Origin of the sequence: Roseburia sp. 1XD42-34, from assembly GCF_009917385.1 — a bacterium.
Taxonomy (GTDB): Bacteria; Bacillota; Bacilli; order Bacillales; family Amphibacillaceae; genus Virgibacillus.
This window is the reverse complement of record NZ_QWLJ01000018.1, coordinates 54,293-75,457: the sequence shown is the minus strand read 5'-3', so window position 1 is coordinate 75,457 and position 21,165 is coordinate 54,293. Positions and strand designations below refer to the sequence as shown.

At 38.2% G+C, this 21,165-nt stretch carries 19 protein-coding genes; 4 read left to right on the top strand and 15 right to left on the bottom strand.

Annotated elements, in window-relative coordinates; all coding sequences use genetic code 11:
• Positions 1-1,250: 1,250 nt before the first annotated feature.
• From D1839_RS11560 to D1839_RS11540, 5 genes are all read right to left on the bottom strand, one after another.
• A complete protein-coding gene (locus D1839_RS11560) occupies positions 1,251-2,339 on the bottom strand; it encodes a sensor histidine kinase (protein WP_120380059.1) in 1,089 nt (362 codons plus the stop codon).
• Positions 2,320-3,009 (bottom strand): response regulator transcription factor, encoded by a 690-nt coding sequence (locus D1839_RS11555; protein ID WP_120380058.1) that lies wholly within the window; start codon positions 3,007-3,009, stop codon positions 2,320-2,322. The genes D1839_RS11560 and D1839_RS11555 overlap by 20 nt, the downstream gene beginning before the upstream one ends.
• Before the next feature lie 90 nt (positions 3,010-3,099).
• On the bottom strand, positions 3,100-3,699 hold the full coding sequence (locus D1839_RS11550) for a peroxiredoxin family protein (RefSeq protein WP_120380057.1): 600 nt from the start codon (positions 3,697-3,699) through the stop codon (positions 3,100-3,102).
• A gap of 13 nt (positions 3,700-3,712) precedes the next feature.
• A complete protein-coding gene (locus D1839_RS11545; protein WP_199690093.1) occupies positions 3,713-4,456 on the bottom strand; it encodes a cytochrome c biogenesis CcdA family protein in 744 nt (247 codons plus the stop codon).
• Positions 4,453-5,100 (bottom strand): hypothetical protein, encoded by a 648-nt coding sequence (locus D1839_RS11540; RefSeq protein WP_120380056.1) that lies wholly within the window; start codon positions 5,098-5,100, stop codon positions 4,453-4,455. Before D1839_RS11540 ends, D1839_RS11545 begins: the two co-directional genes overlap by 4 nt.
• 365 nt (positions 5,101-5,465) lie before the next feature.
• Here D1839_RS11540 and D1839_RS11535 point away from each other — a divergent pair, with 365 nt between their 5' ends.
• From D1839_RS11535 to D1839_RS11520, 4 genes are all read left to right on the top strand, one after another.
• Positions 5,466-5,747 (top strand): hypothetical protein, encoded by a 282-nt coding sequence (locus tag D1839_RS11535; RefSeq protein ID WP_120380055.1) that lies wholly within the window; start codon positions 5,466-5,468, stop codon positions 5,745-5,747.
• 254 nt (positions 5,748-6,001) lie between these two features.
• Positions 6,002-6,886 (top strand): LysR family transcriptional regulator, encoded by an 885-nt coding sequence (locus tag D1839_RS11530; protein ID WP_120380054.1) that lies wholly within the window; start codon positions 6,002-6,004, stop codon positions 6,884-6,886.
• 564 nt (positions 6,887-7,450) lie between these two features.
• Complete coding sequence (locus D1839_RS11525) at positions 7,451-7,969, top strand: acyl-CoA thioesterase (RefSeq protein ID WP_120380052.1); 519 nt, start codon at positions 7,451-7,453, stop codon at positions 7,967-7,969.
• A gap of 22 nt (positions 7,970-7,991) precedes the next feature.
• Positions 7,992-8,360 (top strand): hypothetical protein, encoded by a 369-nt coding sequence (locus D1839_RS11520; RefSeq protein ID WP_120380051.1) that lies wholly within the window; start codon positions 7,992-7,994, stop codon positions 8,358-8,360.
• A 25-nt stretch (positions 8,361-8,385) separates the two neighbouring features.
• Here the strand turns inward: D1839_RS11520 and D1839_RS11515 are convergent, their stop codons facing one another.
• From D1839_RS11515 to D1839_RS11470, 10 genes are all read right to left on the bottom strand, one after another.
• Entirely contained in the window at positions 8,386-9,753 is a 1,368-nt protein-coding gene (locus D1839_RS11515; RefSeq protein WP_120380050.1) for a sodium/glutamate symporter, read from the bottom strand.
• A 678-nt stretch (positions 9,754-10,431) separates the two neighbouring features.
• On the bottom strand, positions 10,432-11,784 hold the full coding sequence (locus D1839_RS11510; protein WP_120380049.1) for an NDP-sugar synthase: 1,353 nt from the start codon (positions 11,782-11,784) through the stop codon (positions 10,432-10,434).
• Positions 11,785-12,043: 259 nt separating this feature from the next.
• The gene (locus tag D1839_RS11505; RefSeq protein WP_120380048.1) at positions 12,044-12,754 is read right to left on the bottom strand and encodes a GntR family transcriptional regulator; all 711 of its coding nucleotides are present in this window, start codon (positions 12,752-12,754) and stop codon (positions 12,044-12,046) included.
• An 85-nt stretch (positions 12,755-12,839) separates the two neighbouring features.
• Entirely contained in the window at positions 12,840-13,580 is a 741-nt protein-coding gene (locus D1839_RS11500) for an SIS domain-containing protein (protein ID WP_120380047.1), read from the bottom strand.
• Positions 13,581-14,271: 691 nt separating this feature from the next.
• Entirely contained in the window at positions 14,272-15,042 is a 771-nt protein-coding gene (locus D1839_RS11495) for a sporulation protein (RefSeq protein ID WP_120380046.1), read from the bottom strand.
• A gap of 417 nt (positions 15,043-15,459) precedes the next feature.
• On the bottom strand, positions 15,460-16,899 hold the full coding sequence (gene nagE / locus D1839_RS11490) for an N-acetylglucosamine-specific PTS transporter subunit IIBC (RefSeq protein ID WP_120380045.1): 1,440 nt from the start codon (positions 16,897-16,899) through the stop codon (positions 15,460-15,462).
• Between the two features lie 111 nt (positions 16,900-17,010).
• Positions 17,011-17,832: a PRD domain-containing protein gene (locus tag D1839_RS21100; RefSeq protein ID WP_120380044.1), complete on the bottom strand. Its 822-nt coding sequence runs from the start codon at positions 17,830-17,832 to the stop codon at positions 17,011-17,013.
• Positions 17,833-18,138: 306 nt separating this feature from the next.
• Positions 18,139-18,627 (bottom strand): PTS sugar transporter subunit IIA, encoded by a 489-nt coding sequence (locus D1839_RS11480; protein ID WP_120380043.1) that lies wholly within the window; start codon positions 18,625-18,627, stop codon positions 18,139-18,141.
• A 395-nt stretch (positions 18,628-19,022) separates the two neighbouring features.
• Positions 19,023-19,976 (bottom strand): ABC transporter permease, encoded by a 954-nt coding sequence (locus tag D1839_RS11475; RefSeq protein WP_120380042.1) that lies wholly within the window; start codon positions 19,974-19,976, stop codon positions 19,023-19,025.
• On the bottom strand, positions 19,969-20,883 hold the full coding sequence (locus D1839_RS11470) for an ABC transporter ATP-binding protein (protein ID WP_120380041.1): 915 nt from the start codon (positions 20,881-20,883) through the stop codon (positions 19,969-19,971). The genes D1839_RS11475 and D1839_RS11470 overlap by 8 nt, the downstream gene beginning before the upstream one ends.
• Positions 20,884-21,165: the final 282 nt, after the last annotated feature.

Here is a 21,165-nt window from a genome sequence, read left to right as displayed (position 1 = left end):
AAAATGAAATTCTAAGAAAAACAAAGAAAACAAGAGAAAACGTTAGTATATAGAGGGAGTATAAAAATGGTTGCTTTGGGGATACAGACTTAACGGAATAGTCACGTTCGGCTTAAGCGCCCAGCAACTAGGCGACTTCACTCCATTGCCCTACGATAAGTCATCATTGGGTTCGTGCCTCACCATGATTCCTAAAACTTTAGTTGCTTCGTTCCAGTCGCTACGTTGCTAAACGAGCGCTCTGCGCCTTTGTTCGTGTCCCAGGTATAACGCATATTCTCTAGGGTTGAAATGCCGAGCCAAGAAGACAGTAGAAGTGGTTAGTTTAAGACAAGGTTGTCTGGGATGAACCAGAATCTGAAGGAAGTCGGAGGCAAATATCTGCCCTTAGGAGCACGAACTTCATAGGAGGGTAGATGTATTTAGGGGAGACTGCTAAACAAGTTAAACCCCTCACTGCCAAAGGATACATCAAGTAAATGAAGTGGAGAGATGGAGAGGAGAAGGAGGTCTGATAGAAATGCGACGCACACGCCACAACCGAACATGTAAGTGTTCGCTGAACTATCAGAAGTCAGCCGAAGCCGTAGTACTAGATATTTCTAGGATATCTGGGAAGAACGACTAAATCATTTAAGAAGAATGGTCGCTCCTGCGTACGCAATACTTGTTGAAGTAAAACATGTAAACCTTCCTAGTGAAGGAAACGGTGAATCCCGTGGGGAGGCACTAGAAGGGCTGAAAGTAATTGCGACATAAGCAGAAGGAGCCATTCATGCAGGAGTTAGATATCATGTTGGAAAGAATTCTATAACGGGGAAATTTCATTCTCGCACTGAACGTGTCGAGCGAAATAAAGGAAGCTATGGTGTGGATGAGATCCCTGTACAAAACCTACGAGCGCATATCATGGAACACTGGGCTTCCATTCGAGGACAACTCGATGAAGGTATTTACTATCCTAATCCGTTCGTCGTGTCAAAATCCTGAAACCAAACGGCGGAATGAGGAAGCTAGGAATTCCTACCGTGTTAGACCGATTCCTCCAACCAAAGACAACCGAAATAAACGTTATCAACTCCCTAAGTAATAGCTAACGCCTTTATTCTCCATATATTAGGTGTGTAAGACTCTATGTTGCAGGAGTTGAATAACAAGTCTAAGCGGGAGATAAGAGCACCTTTCTCTAACAATACCCCAACTCCAAGTACATGGGTTAAAATCGATGGATAGAACGAATGGAAGTGCAGCTACTGACAGGGTAACCAGACCCAAAAGGTATTTTCTATTGCTGTTGTTTCCAACCGAATACTTCCACCATGTTGGTCTATGATCTCTTTCGTAATTGCAAGACCTAATCCAGCCCCGCCTGTCTCTCTACTGCGGGATGACTCAAGACGATAAAACCGTTGAAAAATCATTTCTTTTTCTTGGTCAGGAATTGGTTCACTAGGTCCGGAAACACCAATATAATAGCCGTCATTTTGTTTTTGTCCGGTAATGCGAATAGATCCTTTTCCCTTATAGTATTGAATCGCATTGTCTAAGAGGTTACTTATGACCTGTTGAATTCCTTCAGCGTGGACATATACATCTGCTACTTCCGCTCGTAATTCCAATTGGATGCCCGCTTGCTTTAGCGTCCAATGGAACATAGAAATGCACTGCTCCAGAAGTGGTTTTACCGCCTGCATTTCTTTACGTTTATATGAATTTGAAGTGGTGTAGTCCCATTGCTTTAGTTGATCAAACTGATGGAGCATCGAAGTAAGTCGTTGCGATTCTTGATAAAGTGCTACAAATAACTCCTGATCCCCTTCCATATCACCTGACTTCAATGCCGACAGGTACCCGTTAAGATTGGACAGTGGTGTACGAAACTCATGTGAAATATCAGAAATGAGTTTTTTTCGATCTACCTCATTACGACTGAGCTGGGCAATCAATTGGTTATATTGCTGTACAAGCTGACCAATTTCATCATTTCTGGAAACAGGGATAGGGTCGGGGTATTTTCCGTTTTTTAACAATTGGGTTGCTTCCATTAATTCCTGAATTGGATGTAGTAGTCGTTTCGATAAATAAAAATATAAAATCGAGGCAACCACGATGGCGATCATGACAAAGAGCCAAACATAATTTAATAGCGTTTGATTAAATTGCTGCTGTCTAAGTTCATCCAGGTTCCCAACACCGGCCGCTAAAAAGCAAGCAGTATTATACATGGCCCAACCGCTTATCCATAAAGCGACACTGATTACAAAAAAATGTAAAAACGTTAATCTCCACAGAAAACTGACAGGTGTCATGTTCATTCGTTTAGATTGTAGTTTGGACAAATTTATACCCCATTCCACGAACAGTTTGAATTCGTTTTGGCTTAGCAGGTGCTTCTTCAATTTTTTCCCGCAATTTCTTTATATGGGCATCAATCGTTCGATCCATAACCATACTTTCCGAATGAGGGTAGAGCTCTGTTACAAGTTGCTCTCGTGATAAAACCATATTCGGGTGTTGCATAAACAGATAAAGCAGATTAAATTCAAATTTTGTAAGCTGAATGGGCTCATTATGGAGCAGAACTTCCCCTTTTCGTGGTTTTATACAAAGACCATCCCGGACAATCTTCTGACAGTAATGACCCGTTCGCCGCAAAACAGCCTCCACATGTGCAACGAGTTCATTTGGATCAAACGGCTTTGTCATATAATCATCTGCTCCAATTTTCAGTCCAGCTATCTTATCTTCAATGCTTGTCTTAGCAGAGAGCATGATAATAGAAACCTCGCCATTTTCCTGTTGCTTCACCCAATGGCAGAATTCTTCTCCGCTTAACCTTGGGAGCATTAAATCAAGGATGATCAGACATGGAAGGTGTTTTGAAAATACGACTTTTGCTTCCTCACCATCGGCTGCTTCGACCACTTCGTATTCATTTTTTTCTAAATAAATACGTACCAAATGGCGTATCATTTTATCATCTTCAACAACCATAATTGTTTGTTTCATGATCTCACCTCAATACTAGTGTACCGCAGTTGAAGGGGAAAGTGATACCGGAAAGCTGTATCTTTTTATATACTCTTATACGAGAATTCGTTATTCCATTTTTTCAAATTCCTGTACCATTAAGTCATAATTCATTGCGCCAAAGGCTTTATACTGGATGATGCCGTTACTATCAATCATAAAAGTCGACGGAATAGGTTGAATTTGGTATGTATTTGCTACTTCGGTGTTCTCATCTTTTAAGATTGGGAAAGTAAGCTCGTATTCACTGACGAAATTTTGGACGTTCATTAAGTCGCCTTCTGTTTCCGTTAAGTTAACAGCTAAAATATTTATATCCTTATTTTCATAAAATTTTTGCATGTCTGGCATTTCCGCACGACATGGAGGACACCACGTAGCCCAGAAATTAACCATTACTCGTTCGCCGCGTAATTCAGATAGCTGGATGGTATCCCCGTCTAACGTAGGTAATTTAAAATCGGGAGCGAGATTACCGACTTCTAAACCAACTTCACTGGAATCTCCTGTTTTTTCTGCTTCGCTCGTTTGGTTTTCTTGGGATGTGATTTGGTTTCCAGCAGGAGGTGCGTCTGCTTCTTGTGCTGCTTTATTGGATGAAAACACAAAATCGTATAATGCCCAAGAGAACATTCCGATAATAATAATAACGAGAATCGCTTTTTTCATGAACCATTTCCTCCTAACCTAAGTTTGTTAACCATGTATCCTGAACAAGATTTAATAAAAACGCCGAAATCCGTGGCATAAGACCAGCGAATAAAAGAATTCCCATGATAATCATAATGACGCCGCCTACCTTCATAATAATCCCACTATATTTGACGATCCACCTTGTAGAGCCGAGGAAGAAAGTAAGTATGAGAAAAGGAAGTGCAAAGCCGATCACATAAAACACAGTATACCAGGCGCCTTGTGTGGGATTAGCTGCCGCAACTACTAAAATGGAAGCGAAAATAGGTCCAATACAGGGTGTCCATCCTGCTGCAAATCCCATCCCGACAAAAACAGTTCCTAAATAGCCCACTGGTTTTGTAGTAAAGCGAAAGCGTTTCTCTTTCATAAATGAAGTGATCTTTAACCAGCCACCGACGAATAGCCCCATCACTATAATAAAAATACCGGCAATCCGCTGAATGAAATCTCCGGATTCTCCAGCAAGTAGACCTTGAATCCATTGTCCTAAAAAGGAAACACCAATACCAAGGCTAATAAAGATTAGTGATACACCAAGTAAAAAGAAAATGGCATGAATAAGTAGCTTACTTCTGATTTTTACATGGTTATTTGTTTCTAGTTCTTTTACACTCATTCCGGTTATGTAAGATAAATACGCCGGAAAAATGGGTAAGGTACAAGGGGAAAGGAAAGATAACATCCCTGCACCTAACGCCAACCATATCGTTAAATCTGCTGCTGCTGTCACGAAGACACCCTCTCTCTTTGGAGTAGTAATATAAGCAAACTAATTATGCTGACCGTAATTAAGAAAAGTGGATGGATCATATACCCGAAAATCGTTGTAAATGGCAGCAAGTAGCTGAGGATAAGTTTTCCGCTTAACCAACTAATGATTAGACTTATTAAAAGAATATGATCTTGCATACGCTCTCTGACTAATAGAAACAGGAGCAGTAAAAACATCATCAGTACAAAGTTACCCCATGCCAATGGATTATCACGCCATACGATATCCATAAATTGATAGGTGAAGGATGCTATAACCAACACGGGAATGTAGTTTACAAGCAGGTTTTGGATCTGTAGTCCATGCTTTTTTACTTGATAGTTCATTTGTATCGCTAATAATAAAAGAGCTAGGTAAAAAGCTTGGGCATTACTTGGATAAGCTAAAACGGCAATCGGGTCGGAAAGAAATAATGGTAATTGCATGACGACTTTAGCAACCCAAATAAATAAGACTAAATTTATTAAATAGGAGATCATGAGCTCTACATTTTTTCTTTTAGCTGTGCTGGAAAGATTACTGGTTAGGTAATAAGCTAAGAAGCCAACGGCAAAGCTGATTACATAGATCGCGATTGTCATTAAAACGGTGGTTGATGGCATAGGCTCTCCTCCAAATTTCAAACGAATCTAATGATAGTATAAAAAAGGAATGTGAAAATTTGATGAAAGAGTATAAAAAATGTTTAGCTGAAATGAGCTAAGATATGAAAGTTTCTTTACTTTGTATCATTATGGACCAATGAATAGTAAAACATTATAAGAAATGAAGCAATAATGCGTTACAAAGATGAAAAAGAATGAATTATGATACTATTATATTAGTTATCATATAGCTTAATACTTTCGGAGCTGAATTTAACAGAAGGGGAGACGGTGTATTGGGGAAATGTATAGGGAATTACGTTCTATGAAATTCAATGCATGTCCGAAGAAACGGTATACTATTCTGAAGGGAGACTGATTTGGTGAGTCTAATTGCAAAACAGCCGTACTTCAAAATGGAAAGAGTAGTAACGAGTTTGCAGCAAGAGGATATCAAGCAGGAACGGATGCTATATTTATATTCCAATAAGGTGGTTACGCACCGACGTGAATTCCATATAGAAGATGTGTTAGATTTTTCATATCGGGAAATTTCTAATCAAGGGGGCATTTTATATTTACACTCATTACAAGGCGTATACACGTATATAGTAGAGTCTTCTCCAGAGGAATTTATTCAAACGTTTCAGGAGTATTTTAAATAATTTTTTTGTTGGCAGAAGTGTTTACAAACAGCTGGTGGGGAGGAAAACTGAGTCAATAGATATAGTAATGTCTTTCACCTTTATGCGTTAAAGCATAGTTAAAAAGGAATGCAAGATCAAGAACTTATTGGGATGAAATGAACAGTAAAGGAAGTAGTTGGGAGAAATAGATAAGGAAAAGGAGTTACTTATAGAGAACGGATCATAAAACCTCCTTAACATAGCAACCATTATTAGGGGAGCGGGGCAGAAAAGTGGAGATCAAATATCTACAATACTTTATCGAAGTAACGGAAACGGGGAGCTTTACACAGGCTGCCACTCGATTATATATGACGCAGCCTGCGATTAGTCGGATTATTAAATCACTTGAAGACGAGCTTGGGTTTACATTGTTTATCCGTTCCAGGAAGAAGCTTGTATTAACAGAGGAAGGTGAGGTCGTTTATCAATATGCTAAAAACATAGAAGAGCAATATGAAATGTTACTAGCGGAATTAGACCAATTTCAGCAATTGAAAAAGGGGCATATGCGAATAGGTCTGCCATCGATCACGAACGCATTTTTCTTTTCGCAATTGATTGCTTCCTTTCATCATAAATATCCAGAGATAACATTTCAGCTAGAAGAAGATGGCTCTAAAAGAATTGAAGAAAAAGTTCATCAAGAAGAACTGGACTTTGGAGTTGTCGTTTTACCGACGACACAGGAAGGTTTTGCTTCTCATGCTTTTATACATGAAGGATTAAAGCTGATTGTTCCGGTAAGGCATCGTTTCGCACAGCGAAAAAGTATTACACTAAATGAACTAGAAAACGAAGCATTTATTATGTTTAATAAAGATTTCTCATTACGTGAAAGCATAGTCAAGGCGTGTAAAGATGCGGGATTTAAGCCGAAAATTATTTTGGAAACGTCTCAGCTTGATTTCATTGAAGAAATGGTTGCTTCAGATATTGGGATTACGTTTCTTCCAGATAGTACATGTCGGGAGTTGACTCGGGAAGTGACTGCTGTTGCTGTTGCAAGCCCGACCATGGAGTGGAAGCTAGCTTTAATTTGGAAACAGGATTCATATCTGTCTTATGTGATGAAAGAATTTATCCAGTTTGCAGAAGAAAAATTACAACATCAATAGAAAGGATGTTCTAGATAGAAAGCAGCTTGCAAACCTCTCTTGGTTTTTAGCAAGCTTTTTTTGTACAATAAGAAAACATAAAAATGGTTGCTTTGGGGATACGAACTTAACGCAATAGCCACGTCCTGCTTCAATGCCCAACAACGAGGCAAGTTCACGCATCGCCCTACGATAATTCATCATCGGTTCGTTACCTCACCATGTTTCCTAAAACTTTAGTTGATTTGCTCCACTCGCTACGTTGCTAAACGGGCACCCTGGTCCAAAAATGACATAAGCGTTCGCTTTTCACTATATTTTCCGTGTGTTTCGACGGAAATGCATATTTATTATGAAATTAATTCATTTGTAAGTTTCAACGGAGAAAAGGGGGTTTAACGCTCTTCTTTCATTCCCTTCCGTTTTTATTGTTGTAAGAAAATATTGTATTTTTCTTCAATAAAGCCCTTACATAACGTTTTGTTATGAAGGTCATTTAAAAACGGCATTTTACGTCCGCTGTATCGGGGAATTATAATGGATAAGAAAGCGAAAAAAGATAAATTGGATAGATAAGGTGATACCATGCATGCAAAAAGAAGTAAAGATACGCGTATCATTCAAAATGATCAAGTATTAATTAATGATTTAAACAATTACCACACCTTATTTGGCGGAGTGTTAATGAAAAAGCTGGATGCATGTGCCACCTTGTCAGCGAGGAGACATGCAAGAGTAAAAGAATGCGTAACCGCATCTACTGATTCGGTTAATTTTAACTCACCTATACGGCAAAGTGATTCGGTTTGTATTGAATCCTTTGTAGCTTATACAGGAAAAAGCTCTATGGAAATCTTCTGTAAAGTGATTGCCGAAGATATGATTACAGCTGACCGTCGAATAGCAGCAACCGCCTTTTTAACTTTTGTTGCGCTGGATGAAAATAAAAAGCCAATTGAAGTTCCAAAAGTAATTCCAGAATCAGAAGAAGAAAAATTTCTTTATGAGACTGGAGAGGAAAGAGCTAAAATCCGTAGATTGAAACGACAACAAAATAAGGATTTAGTTGCCAAGCTTTCAATTAAAAAACCTTGGGATGAATAAGGGGAAAAAGGAGAGGTTTTCAATGATTATTACATCTAGTTACCAGGAGTTATTAGATGCGAAACGGGCAATTGCTGTATTTAAAGCAACTAAACCAGAAGAATATCGTCAATTTCAACGGATTATTCATTTGACGAGACAGCTTCAATTTAACTTTCAATATATGGGCTGTTTAATTATGGGGGAAGACCCGAGCAAGTATCGTCCGCAGGTGAACGATGATTATATCTTAACTGTATATAATCGAGAGGTGGGAAAACTAAAAGCAGATCCAAAAGCAAAAGATATTAAGGCACTCTTAAGTGCATATAAACAAATCGGCTACGGGAAATTATGTGAACTGATTCTTGGTAAAAAACCAATATCGCTCGTCGGTCCAGCCGTCGTATAAATGAAAACATATATGCCGAGCTTGTTTAGCTCGGCGTATTATATTCATCAATATTGTTTTTTCTAGCTCCCCACCATCCTGTATATTTGTAAATCCCAATAATAATGGCAGTGCCGAGTAAAAGAACAAGTGGAATGACCCACGTGAGCCCAGCGGCAAACAGAATTGGTGTAAAGGTGATAACGGCGATCTCAGCCGGCGCAACACCGATATAAGCTAGTGCATAATCCTCTGGAGTTTTACTTTTGAGTTCAGGGTCAACAATGCGTAAAAGAGCAAGTCCCATTGCCACTGTACCTGTGCTCCAGCCCCAACCAAACAAGGACTTTTCCAACCAGAAGTCCTGAAATATATTAGGACCCACAAAGCGGAATAAAATATATGCCCATAAGATCCCAAATGCAAACAGAATAATAAGTGGTAGAGCATAATCCATAACAACCTTAAGATTAATGGATGCTATACCAATAGCTACAAGGAAATCAGTAGCTGTTCCACCGATTCGCTCCATGACTCGTTGATCAATATAATCATCTGCTTTTACTTTACGGCTAAGAGTTTGGAATAAAAGTCCAACGACAAAAGCGATACTGAATAATGGAAAAGATACTGCTGGAATTAAATCAGATAGTACATTCGTAATCCAATAAGCTACTCCAATGACAAACGTTATAACAGCTACATGCAGCACGAATGGGTCGATGGAATTGGGAGAAACGGTTTCGACTCCCATATAGGATCGCTTGTGATGTGGGATTAGCCCCGATCGTAATTCATTGGGAAGGTTTTTAAAACTGGTGATGAATTTGGTTTTTCCTTGTTCTGTGCTGCGCTTGACGAGAAACAAACCCCCTATTACAGCAACTAGGATACCAATTGTAGCTGAGGTCATGGCAAGATCCACTGCCTCTTTCCAGCCAGCATGAGCGAAGCCTTCCCCGACTGCTGCTGCTGTCCCGTGACCACCAACGAACCCCGCTCCTAATATCAGACCAAATCCGCTAGGCAAATCAGAAAACAATGGACTTAAAAAGAGTATTCCGAATAATGCTCCTGCTCCCCACATCGATAAAATGAGGATCATGGAATAGGAGAACATATTACGGACGCGTTGAAATACTTGGGATATATGTACCTTTGCTGCACCGATTGGAATGGCAGCAAAAATTACTGCAATTAACAGACTAGGATAGGCACTTAACTGGTCTGAAAAAGGTAAAATACCAAACCCGCTAGGTCCAAAGGCAAGTCCAAGAAATCCTGCTAACATACTGGCAGGTAAGAATAAAGCTTGTATCCATTTTATTTTTGCACGTAAAATGGTTCCTACTAAAAGTAATCCAGAAATAATACTAAGATCGATCATTAATGACCAAATTGTGAATGTTTCCAATAAAGTTCCCCCTTATCTACATCTTTTGTGAAATCATGATCTGTGATTGTTGCGAAATGTGTATAAAACGATGACGGATTCGTATGTGGAGTGGTTTTAGAACAGGGCAGAAAATTCATTATATCATATTTTTGTTTGTTGTGAACGGTTTCATGAAATGGCATAATTTTGCAAATAATGGTGAAAGTTTGATAATAGAATCGGTCTTGTAAAAAAATCTTTATGAAGGAGTAAATCGTTGTAGAGAAGGAGGCTTAAATATACAGTAAAAAATGTTAACCAGAAAAGTATTTATGCGTCTTCGTGTTTTTTAACAATCTAGACGCTATAAGCATCAGGGTTGCATAAAGAGGTTCCCATTTAGCGTGAAAATAAAATTCTAGCCTAAAGCGAGTTTTTTCATACAATGTATAAAACATCTAGGGTTTATCGTATAAGCAAGCATAAAATTAATGCTTTACCTCACATATAAGGTTACTGTAAGTCTCCCGGTTTAACAGGTGGAAAAGCCCTGCTAAGTAAGTTCTAAGTAGGATAAAACACCACTTCCACGTCTGATTCGTACAGAAACCTATCCTGTCACACTAACCATCCGTGAGGGATGAACAACTCCCCACGGATTGACGATTCACTTTGTAGTATTAGAAAAACGATAACAGCTATAAAGTGTTTTATATTCTACCAGCCGTATCTTTTTGCATCCCAGTTGTTTTCAATAATTTCTTGTTTCTTTATTACTAAGGTTTCATGAGCGACATCTTTTTCAATATTTAGCCCAGGGTATAAAGCTGAATTACTGCCAATTTTGACACCTGGAAAGAAAACGTTGTTAATGCCTGTCCGAGTATAATCTCCTATAAAGATAGCATTTGAATTCTCCTTCGTGTAAATACGACCTGTAATCTTGTGTGGTTGACTGGTATCATTAAACCTTAAAATACCAGACACACACGCTGCTGCAATGTCTACATATCGTCCGATTACACCAAACATCTCGCTATAATGAACAGCGGAAACACCTTTCATAGAAACCCCTTTAAACTCTGCATTATGTCCAAACTTATTTTCTTTGCCAATAACCGTGGGACCTTCAATTTTTGCGTAATCCTTCACATAAGAATTGTCCCCAATGAGTATGTTTCCATTTAATATGGCTCCATTATCTACCACTACATTATTGCCTATGATGAGGTTCCCAGTTACGACTACATTCTTCCCTAAATAAGAATTATCACCAACTTTTATAAATCCATTGATAGAAGCTGTTTTATCTATTTTCGCACTTGAACTAATATCATTTTCTGTCAGTTGACTCATCATTAAATTCAAATGATAGATGTTAGCATTTAAGATGTCCCAAGGAAACTTCATTTGAAACACTTCTTTATCGGCAACAATACCTTTTATTCGCAGTCCGTCATCTATATACTGGTTCAATCCGTTTTCCATGTAAAATGAATTAGGAACCATCGAACCAGAAATTCTTTTTTCAAAACCATTAGAACTATGCATGATATATTGTAATGCCTCTTTACTTAAACTATACACTCCTGCTACTTGATGAGTCACATAATGATCTCTTGGATGTCCTAAAAAATATTTGATTTCATCATTTTCTACTTTGGCACAGATGGATTCTGTACTTTCTTTCTTCTCTATTAATAATACAGAATCTTTTGAATCATGATGTAGTATCTTTTTAAGATCATCTCTAACGAATACATAGTCTGATCTTATAATTAACGTTTTTTCATCTAAGTTTGCATAGTTTTCACCTAAGAAGTTTCGAAAATCTTGAAAATTACTACACAGTTGAATCCCTGAATATTTCCATAAGAGATGGGTGACTTGTTTTGATTTATGCCCTAAAAATACATGTATCTCATTGGGTTTTATGCCATTTTCGATAAGAAAATCAACTTGATGAGTAATATTAGCAACATTTAAAACCTCTAAACAAGCAGGTTGCCATTCTTTATCGTAAGGGAATAATTTTTCCTGATAATCATTACATAGCAGTATCACTTTCATCTGGAGCTCTCCTTTGAAATAATAGTTGAAAGCAAATGGCTTAAAAAAGCAGTTAAGACAAAAAAGTTAGCTTTCGTTCTCTTATTTATCCCGTAAATAAGTTGATATAAGGAGTTGGATAATCTCCCTGCGACAAGTCTAAGGGAGATAACAGCACCTAAATCCCTATATTCTGTAGGAGGTCTTTAGGTCATCCCTTGGGCTACTAATAAGCCGTGGGGCATGAATAAAAACCCCCGTTTATTGTAGATTCACTTTATTAGCGGTAAACGGTATGCATTAGATGAAATGAGTTTGTTTGGTACAATGCGAATCCAAGATTAAAAGGTTTTCCATTTTTTAGATACGCAATATTTTTTATGTCGATAAGTGGTGAACCAATCGGAATGTTTAAATGCTTAGAGGACGACTCATCAGCCATTATAGCTGAAATCCTTTGATCGACATATTCGTATTCAATTCCTTTTTCTTTTAAGTGTTCATAAATGGAGTGCTTACAAATGTCTTCTGTTAACTCTCCAACTAAGTGCCAATCAAAGTACTCTAATTCGTAAGACACTGCTACATTATTCGCATATCGAATCCGTTCGACAAGCCATAGCGGATCACTTACATTAATTTGCATATCCACAGCCTGCTCTTCATCAGCAGCTACTTTAGCAAGCCGCAACAAGTTAGTTGAAGGAGTTAACCCTCTATTCTTTGCTTCAGAAGTAAAGCCTATACCCGGTTTAAATCCTAAATACTTAGGGAGAGGGTTTACAAATGTTCCGACTCCTTTTTTCTTAGAGAGCACTTTATCATTTACTAATTCTTCCAATGCTTTTCTCACCGTTATTCTAGAGACATGAAGCTTTTCAGCTAATTCTAATTCTGATTCAATTAATTGATGTGGCTGATAAATTCTTTTTTCAATTTGATCTAATATATACTGTTTTACTATTTGGTATTTAGCTAAATTCGCTCTCATTTAATTGCAGTCCTTTTCAGTAATCTAATAGCCTCATTATACCATGCATAAGTATCAGCTTAGTAAAACGCAACCGGATTTCAGGCTATTTCCAATATCCATAGTATTTATCAAATAATTGGTCATTGTATTTATCGGCACCATCTAAGTTTGAGCTTTTAAAAACAGGTACATCTAAACCAGCTTCTTTCAACTTGTGAATAACTCCTATAATGATTGCTTGAGCAATCCCAATGCTTGTAAAATCAGATGTTGGTCCTAATCCTGTATCAATTCCATCCATCATGTATGCAGCATCACCTTTAGGAGCGTGATTATCGATGGTTACATCAGCAATCTCGTACATTTTTTTATTGGAAGAATGTCTGGAAGAGACATTTGTTGAATGAGCTATAGATGTTAGAGCAATTACACTGGCATCTATTTTTTTGGCTTCTAAACACATTTCCACAGGAATATTATTTCTGCCAGAATTGGAGACAACCATCAACGTATCTTTGTTATCCACCTTGTACAAATTCAACATACTTTTTGCGTACCCATCCAGTCTTTCCAAATACGTACTTTTATTTGGCATTTCATGTAACATTAATTCAGGAGGCAATATACCTTTTACATACGCTAATCCACCAGCTCGAATGTATATTTCCTCAGCTACCATATGGGAATGACCTGAGCCAAACACATAAAATCGACCACCTTTTTTACAACTTTGAAAGATGAGGTCTGCTGCATGTTCTATTTTATCAACCTCATTTTCTTCTACAGCTTTCCATGTGTCTGTTAAATAATTTAGATAACGGACGATTTCTTTTTTTGTGTGCATTTATAATCCTCCTTCGTATTATATCTACATGTTATAACAGGTAGTAAATACATGTCAAGTCAATAACATGCGTTTTAAATAAACTTGTTTAATTGCCACATAAAGAGTGCATATTTTTAATAGGGTTCAGTAGTGTGTTTTTTCATGCACGTAAGGTGCTTGTAAGGCTTGCCATTGACTCTATTTGCCAATTGCCGATGTTTATGAAGTAAAATACCTTTGGTTATGGTTTAGAAAAAACAAAGCTAGAAGAACAAAGCCGCGGGGTGCCCGGTTAGCAACGTAGCGAATGGAACGAATCAACGAAAGATAAGGGAATCATACCACTAAAACAGGGTATGCCGACGTCTCGACGGCAAGCCCGTTTTTATTCAGCCTTCCTCTTAGGGAGGGACCGATGAGGCCTTATCGTAGGGCGCATTTCTAACGTCGCATCGTTGCTGGGCTCATGCGCCGGACGTGTCTATTCCGTTATTCCCTTATCCCAAAGCAACAAATGTTATACTTTCTTATCTTGTAAAAAAGAGCTTTAAATCCTTCATCTAAAAGGATTTAAAGCTCGTCGGTTGCCATACACAAGGATGTTTTCAGAAAATGGGAAAGACCCTTTATGAAGTCTAACTACCATTTAACGAGAGGAAGGGCATTCTGAAAACATTGGTTATTCATTAGTTATTATGAGCTAGAATTACTATAGATTTTCTTCAATGAGAGCTTCTAGTTTCTCTGCCAACTCATCAACATCATCAAATCCGTAGCGAATAGCAACATTGCTCTCATCTAGATTGAAAAACTCTACTAGAAAACTATCTTCGTTTCGCATTTTTCGATCCACCTCAACAATAGCTACAACTTCAGACTCATAGACGAAAAATGCAGCTTCCAATTCATCTAATTTACGTTTATATTTTTTGGCTTTAGGCTTAAACTCAAATTCTTGATAAATTGGAAACGCTTCTTTTAACTTAGATGATTGTGGAGTGAGCTCACATTTCACATCTTTTAATTCAAACCCCAGGCTATCCGCCGCGTCAAGAAAAGCATCTACTAATGGATGAGGGTCGACTTGTATGTAATCGCTATCTCTTGGATCAAATGCTTTTTTTATATCCATACCTGTCTCTAGCCATACTTTTGTTTTCCCAAGAGTTGCTGGTGTTTTTGCAGGCAGTTGAAAACGGAAGGGGATGGATTTAGATTCTTCAGCCTGGATTATAAAACCATCAGTGAGCTTGAAGCGTTGAATGGTGTGGCGATGATTATCGCTTTCCTTATCGTTGATTTCCATTGTATGGTTAGTTAATAAGCTTACATAGATTTGATCTATTTGCTGTTCCGAATTTCCCCCTTCTACTTCCAAAATCCCTTCCACCATTTCACCAGGCACAAAATCTTCTGTTTCTATTTTTGCGTCAACTTTTGCTGAACCAATACCGATAGAATTGAAAAATTTCTTAAACATATGTACGTGTCCCTCCTTTTTCTTTAGTATAAATGAAAAAACTGTATTTTTATAGACAGAATTCAAAGTTTGGTAAAAAGTGGACGCAATGTCTGCTCTTTTTCAAAAGAGTAAGAAAGCATAAAAATGGTTGCTTTGGGGGATACAGATTTAACGGAATAGCAACATCCGGCGCATGAGCCCAGCAACGATGCAACTTTAGAAATGCGCCCTACGATAAGGCATCATCCGTTAGTACCTAAGAGGAAGGCCGACTAAAAACGGGTGGGGTTTGTCGCCCAGACGTCGGCATACCCCAGCTTTAATGGCATGATTCCCTTATCTTTCGTTAATTCGTTCCAGTCGCTACGTTGCTAACCGGGCGACCTGCGCCTTTGTTCATCACTAATTCAGTTATGCCCAGCCTTGTGCCAATTTTTATTTACGTATCTTATTAATTTCATCCGCCACAAATTGCACATTTGTACCGACGATAACATGAATTCCTTTCGCACCAACTTTATTAATACCAGGAACACCGGTAGCTTTAATTTTTGCCTCATCTACTTTATCCATATCTTTCACTTCGACACGTAGACGAGTAACACAGTTATCGATGGAAGTAACATTTTCATCTCCACCCAAGCCTTCATAAATTTGTGTAGCTAGCTTAGCAAATCGCTGGCGAGAAGATGTTCCTTCTTCAGCATCATCTACCACCAATTCTTCATCATCCTCACGTCCTGGCGTTTTCAAATTTAACTTCGTAATTAAAAAGCGGAAGAGGAAGTAATAGATGACTGCGAACACGAGTCCTTGGACGAGTAACATATATGGCTTATTCGCGAGCGGTAATGGATAGCTAAGGAAATAATCGATAAATCCGGCACTAAATCCAAATCCAGACGTCCAATGGAAAAAGGATGCGATCGCTAACGAAAGTCCTGTCAGCAATGCGTGCACGACATATAGAGCTGGAGCTAAGAACATAAATGAAAATTCAAGTGGTTCTGTGACACCTGTAAAGAATGCTGCGAATGCTGTTGCTAAAAGCAGCGAAGCGGCTTGTTTTTTCCTTTTCGTTTTTGCGGTATGGTACATAGCAAGTGCTGCAGCTGGTAAACCAAACATCATAATTGGGAAGAATCCTGCTTGGTACATGCCCGTTATACCTTTGACCCCTGTACCATCACGGAATTTACCAATATCGTCAATACCTGCAACATCAAACCAAAATACGGAGTTTAACGCATGGTGCAGACCGGTTGGAATTAGTAAGCGGTTAAAAAATCCATACAGTCCTGCACCAACAGATCCTAAGTCAATAATGGCTGTACCAAATGATACTAATGCGTTATAGACGACTGGCCAAATGAAAAATAAAGGAACGGAAATAACCATCATAGCAACAGATGTCATAATCGGCACTAGTCGTTTCCCACTAAAGAATGCAAAAGCATCAGGTAGTTGTACATGACTAAAACGGTTATACATAACAGAAGCAACCATACCAGATATGATTCCAATAAAAACGTTTTTACTTGCACTAAATGCAGCGTCGACGCTTCCCGCTTCAATTCCTTGCAGTAGGGCTACGGAATCGGTGGAAAGCAGGGTCGTTACGACTAAAAATCCAACGAGTCCACTTAATGCGGCTGAGCCATCTTTGTTTTTTGCTAAACCCAATGCAACCCCAATAGCAAACAGAATGGGTATATTGCCTATAATAGAGTTTCCTGCTTGGTTTAGAAACACAGCTACGGTGTTCACTTGGTCTTTATCAATCCAGTAACCAATTCCTGATAGTATGGCAGCTGCTGGTAGAACGGCTACTGGCAGCATAAGTGACCGACCGAGTCGTTGTATATAATTCATCATCATAAATTCCTCCTTATAATGGTTATGAATGAAAGCTTAAAAGAAACTGTAATCAAATAATAGTTAATAATGAAAGCGTTACCAATGTGGTGACCTCTAAATCAAGTAGTATTATTGGTATTTTTTAAGACGTTCGATGTGTAACGTAATATAGCCTAATTCTTCTGGAGGTAGTTCAATTCCATGGTTTGCAGCAAGTTTTTTTGCAACGTTAACGGAACAACGGTAAGAACGCTTAAATTTCTTTTTGATCATAGCAAGCATTTCTTCGTCTAACGAATGCGCTTCACAATGGTTCACACGATTTAAGGCAAACCTTAAATGTGTCATTAAACGTTCAAATGCGAGTGTGTTTTCATCAAAAATAATGTCCAAGTCATCTTGAATTGCTTCAATCATATCTTTGACGATCGCTGTTTGTCTTACCGTTTCATGTAAATCACCTCCTTTAATTTTCATCGTATGGACATGTAGTGCGATAAATGCTGCTTCATCAATAGGTAGTTCAATATGTAGTTTATCTTTTACATGATTAATTGCCCACAACCCAATATTGAATTCTTCACGGTACATGATTTTTATTTCCTGTAACAATTTATTTTGTAAATGAATTCCTTCCTTCGTACGTTCAATGGCAAAGGAAAGATGATCGGTCAGAGCTAATAAAATATGTTCATTTAATTTTGTTCCAAGCTGTTGTTCGGCATAAGCAATAATTTCTTCAGAGATAAGCAGATGTTCTTCCGGTATACGCATGATTAGCTCTTGTAATTTTTCATTTTCTTTTACAACAAACAACTTTTCAATTTTGGTTGGATTAATAATATCCTTTTTCTTCTTGTTAAATGCAACACCAGCGCCAATGGCTATTTTTTCTTGCTTTCCGTCTGATACAATCACTGCATTATTATTAAGGATTTTTGTAATTCTCACCGGAATACCTCTCCTTTTACAAACAGTTCGCTAAGGGAGGAAAGTGTGGAGTGATTTTGCTTAACCCCACAGCACCCCTTTTTTACAAGATAAGAAAGTATAAAAATTTTGGCTTATGAGTACCGATATAACGGAATAGCCACGTCTGGCTTAAGCGCCCAGCAACTAGGCGACTTCACGAATCACCCTACGATAAGTCATCATCGGTTCGTTACCTCACCGTGATTCCTAAAACTTTAGTTTGCTTCGCTCCAGTCGCTACGTTGCTAACCGGGCGCTTTGCGCCTTTGTTCATCTTTTTATATATTAGGAAGTGACCGTTATTAGAACGGTTTCTCCTGCTGTGCTCTTTCTTTCATCAGTAAAGCTGAGCTTTTTACTTCCATCGTTACTATTTGTAATGATGATAGGTGTTACCGTGCTAGAAGCGTGTTCCTGAATATAGGCTAGATCGAAGTCCATAAGTACATCGCCTGTTTTCACCTCATCGTCTGCTGCGACTTTAACGTTAAAACCTTTTCCATTGAGGGCTACAGTCTCCAAGCCTACATGGATAAGGATTTCAGTACTATCGTCAGCAATAAGACCGATAGCATGCTTCGTATCTGGTATTTGCACAACTTTTCCATTAACCGGTGATACAAGCTTGCCATCGCTTGGAATGATTGCGATACCTTCGCCCATCATTTTTTGATTAAACACTGGATCAGGGACTTCTTCTAGTGGAATAATGTCACCATTTAGTGGTGCATAAATGATTTGTTCTTTTGGTTTTTTAAATAAATTTTTAAACATAAGGTGTACTCCTTCTTCTTTAGGTTGTTATGTGAAATTTTGGTTCTATATAAAGTAGTATAAAACGTTTAGCAAAAAATTGGAAACAGGATCCAAAAGTATAAATTTTAAATAACGGATCACAAGGTAATAGGGCAGTAACTTGACAGCTGGGTTGCACTACAAATGTTGGCAGTAAAAAAGGCATGGCAGTATACAGAGCCCTAAATATAGGTTACTCTATCATACCACCATGCCTAATCGTATTAGTCACATGTGATCCAAATATTTATGTTAACGTCATCATAACATCAATGAGGACGAAAATCAACCGTTTTCTTTCTAACAGCATCTGCATCAAATTTCAAACCTTACATCCAGAACAGCTATGTTTCCAGATGTAAGGTTATAATTAGCTATTGCCCAGCTACATCTCGTTTCGTAAATACCATCCAAGATAGAGCTATAAAAATAACATAATAAATAAGTAACATAACAATGGAAAATTCCAACGTCATACCTTTGATCATTGGCGTGTTCCCAGCTGTATATTGGCTTAAATCCATATGAGCAAACAAAATATACTTTGCCCATTCTTTTTGTGCTAAGAAGCCCATAACTGAACTTCCGCCCATCATTAAGAAAATGGAAATACCGATAGCTAGGGAGCTGTTACGGAACACAGCGGAAATCATAAAAGCAAATGTCGCCATCATTACAAGTGGTACGATTTGGAATCCATAGCTAGTGAGAGTTTCTTTAAGTAGAGATACGGTTGTAAACCCGTCTTCTACTTGTTTTACAATTTCTGGGTTCAGGTCTCCGACACCGAAGAAAATGGCGCCTACCATCCATGAAAATAGAAAAACAAAGATAGTCGTATATAGGGAAAACAAGAGCGTTGCGATGTATTTGGATAGTAAGATTCCACTTCTTCTAATGGGACGAATGAGTAATAATTTAATCGATCCCCAACGGAATTCATTGGCGATAATTCCACCTGCAATAATAATAGTTAATAAGCTGACAAATGTAAGTAACCCAGCATTCTCCTGAACAAAGTTCCATGCGGTATAAGGTGCCGGTTGTATATCATGTTCTAAATAGTAGTTGTTTTTTGCGATGGTCTCAGGATTTATCGCTTGTGCATATTCATCTTTTTTCATTTCTTGTTGCAGCTTTTTGTTATCCTCTTGAAGTACCTGGCGCCAGTCATCCCCTTGGTAGTCCTCATTCAAATCAGAGAACTTATCCGTTAAAAAAGCACCGGCAATAATTATTCCAATTAAAATAATGTACATAATCCAAGTAGATTTTCGAATAAATAGTTTGGCTTGTTCATTCTGGATTAATTTTAATAGTCTACTCAATGGTGTTCTCTCCAATCAGTTCAAAGAATTGGTCTTCTAGCGTGCCATTAACGACATTGGCTTGGTAAATAGCGCAATCGTTCTCTACTAAACTTTTAATAATCGCTGGCATTTGTTCTTTTTCACAACGGAAGGACAGGTCACCTTCTAGTTCGACAACTTTCAAATCAAATTGTTCTTCTAATAGTTGTTTTGCTTTATTTGTTGGTTCAACGGTCAAATGGTGAACAAGGTTTCCGTTGTCCTGAGCGCCAACTTGTTGCAGCGTAACCATTTCTCCATTTTTAATGACACCGATTCGGTCACACATTTGTTCAATTTCAGAAAGCAAGTGACTGGAAACGATTACGGCGACATTTTCCTCTTGTGCCAGGTGGCGAATATGACCGCGCATTTCTCTTATTCCAGCAGGATCTAACCCATTTGTCGGCTCATCTAAAATTAACACAGACGGTTTATGTAGAAGTGCCTGTGCAATTCCAAGACGTTGGCGCATTCCTAAAGAATATTTGCCAACCTTTTCGTTAATTGCCTTTTCCATCCCAATTAGCTTCACTACTCCATGAATTCGTTCTTTCGTTACTCCTGGCATCATGCGTGCATAATGCTTTAAGTTTTGCCATCCTGTCATAAACGGATACATTTCCGGGTTTTCAACTATTGCCCCAACTTCTCGTACGGCTTTCTTAAAGTCTTGCTTAATACTATGCCCTTGAATGAGGACATCGCCTTCGGAAATACTTATCAATCCGACCATCATTCGGATAGTGGTTGTTTTTCCAGCTCCGTTTGGCCCGATAAAACCAAAGACTTCTCCTCGATTAATTGAGAAAGATAGACCTTTGATGATGTTTTTGTTGCCAATCGTTTTTTTCAGATTGACTAACTCCATTGCTGCTACAGACATTGCTTTAACCTCCATTTATAGATATAAATATCGTCTCGACTACGATTTTTTTCCTGTCTTGGATAATACGGTGTTCCATTTTTTGGTTGCAAAAACGATGAACATGATAGCTAGACCAGCAAAAAATACCAAAGGGGTCACAAAAAATTTCTTCATCTATTATCATCCTTTCTTAAGGAAATGCCGTTATAAATTAGTTCCTACTTGAAATGGTACCATGAGCAATAGAGTATTTTTGCATGTTTTTCCTTACATCTACCTTTCAATTTTGTCACATATGAT

What these genes read in the sequence shown, in the direction of transcription:
- D1839_RS11555 (WP_120380058.1), bottom strand. Translation starts at nt 3,009, where the DNA reads ATGAAACAAACAATTATGGTTGTTGAAGATGATAAAATGATACGCCAT.
- D1839_RS11550 (WP_120380057.1), bottom strand. Translation starts at nt 3,699, where the DNA reads ATGAAAAAAGCGATTCTCGTTATTATTATTATCGGAATGTTCTCTTGG.
- D1839_RS11540 (WP_120380056.1), bottom strand. Translation starts at nt 5,100, where the DNA reads ATGCCATCAACCACCGTTTTAATGACAATCGCGATCTATGTAATCAGC.
- D1839_RS11525 (WP_120380052.1), top strand. Translation starts at nt 7,451, where the DNA reads ATGCATGCAAAAAGAAGTAAAGATACGCGTATCATTCAAAATGATCAA.
- D1839_RS11520 (WP_120380051.1), top strand. Translation starts at nt 7,992, where the DNA reads ATGATTATTACATCTAGTTACCAGGAGTTATTAGATGCGAAACGGGCA.
- D1839_RS11510 (WP_120380049.1), bottom strand. Translation starts at nt 11,784, where the DNA reads ATGAAAGTGATACTGCTATGTAATGATTATCAGGAAAAATTATTCCCT.
- D1839_RS11505 (WP_120380048.1), bottom strand. Translation starts at nt 12,754, where the DNA reads ATGAGAGCGAATTTAGCTAAATACCAAATAGTAAAACAGTATATATTA.
- D1839_RS11500 (WP_120380047.1), bottom strand. Translation starts at nt 13,580, where the DNA reads ATGCACACAAAAAAAGAAATCGTCCGTTATCTAAATTATTTAACAGAC.
- D1839_RS11495 (WP_120380046.1), bottom strand. Translation starts at nt 15,042, where the DNA reads ATGTTTAAGAAATTTTTCAATTCTATCGGTATTGGTTCAGCAAAAGTT.
- nagE (WP_120380045.1), bottom strand. Translation starts at nt 16,899, where the DNA reads ATGATGAATTATATACAACGACTCGGTCGGTCACTTATGCTGCCAGTA.
- D1839_RS11480 (WP_120380043.1), bottom strand. Translation starts at nt 18,627, where the DNA reads ATGTTTAAAAATTTATTTAAAAAACCAAAAGAACAAATCATTTATGCA.
- D1839_RS11470 (WP_120380041.1), bottom strand. Translation starts at nt 20,883, where the DNA reads ATGTCTGTAGCAGCAATGGAGTTAGTCAATCTGAAAAAAACGATTGGC.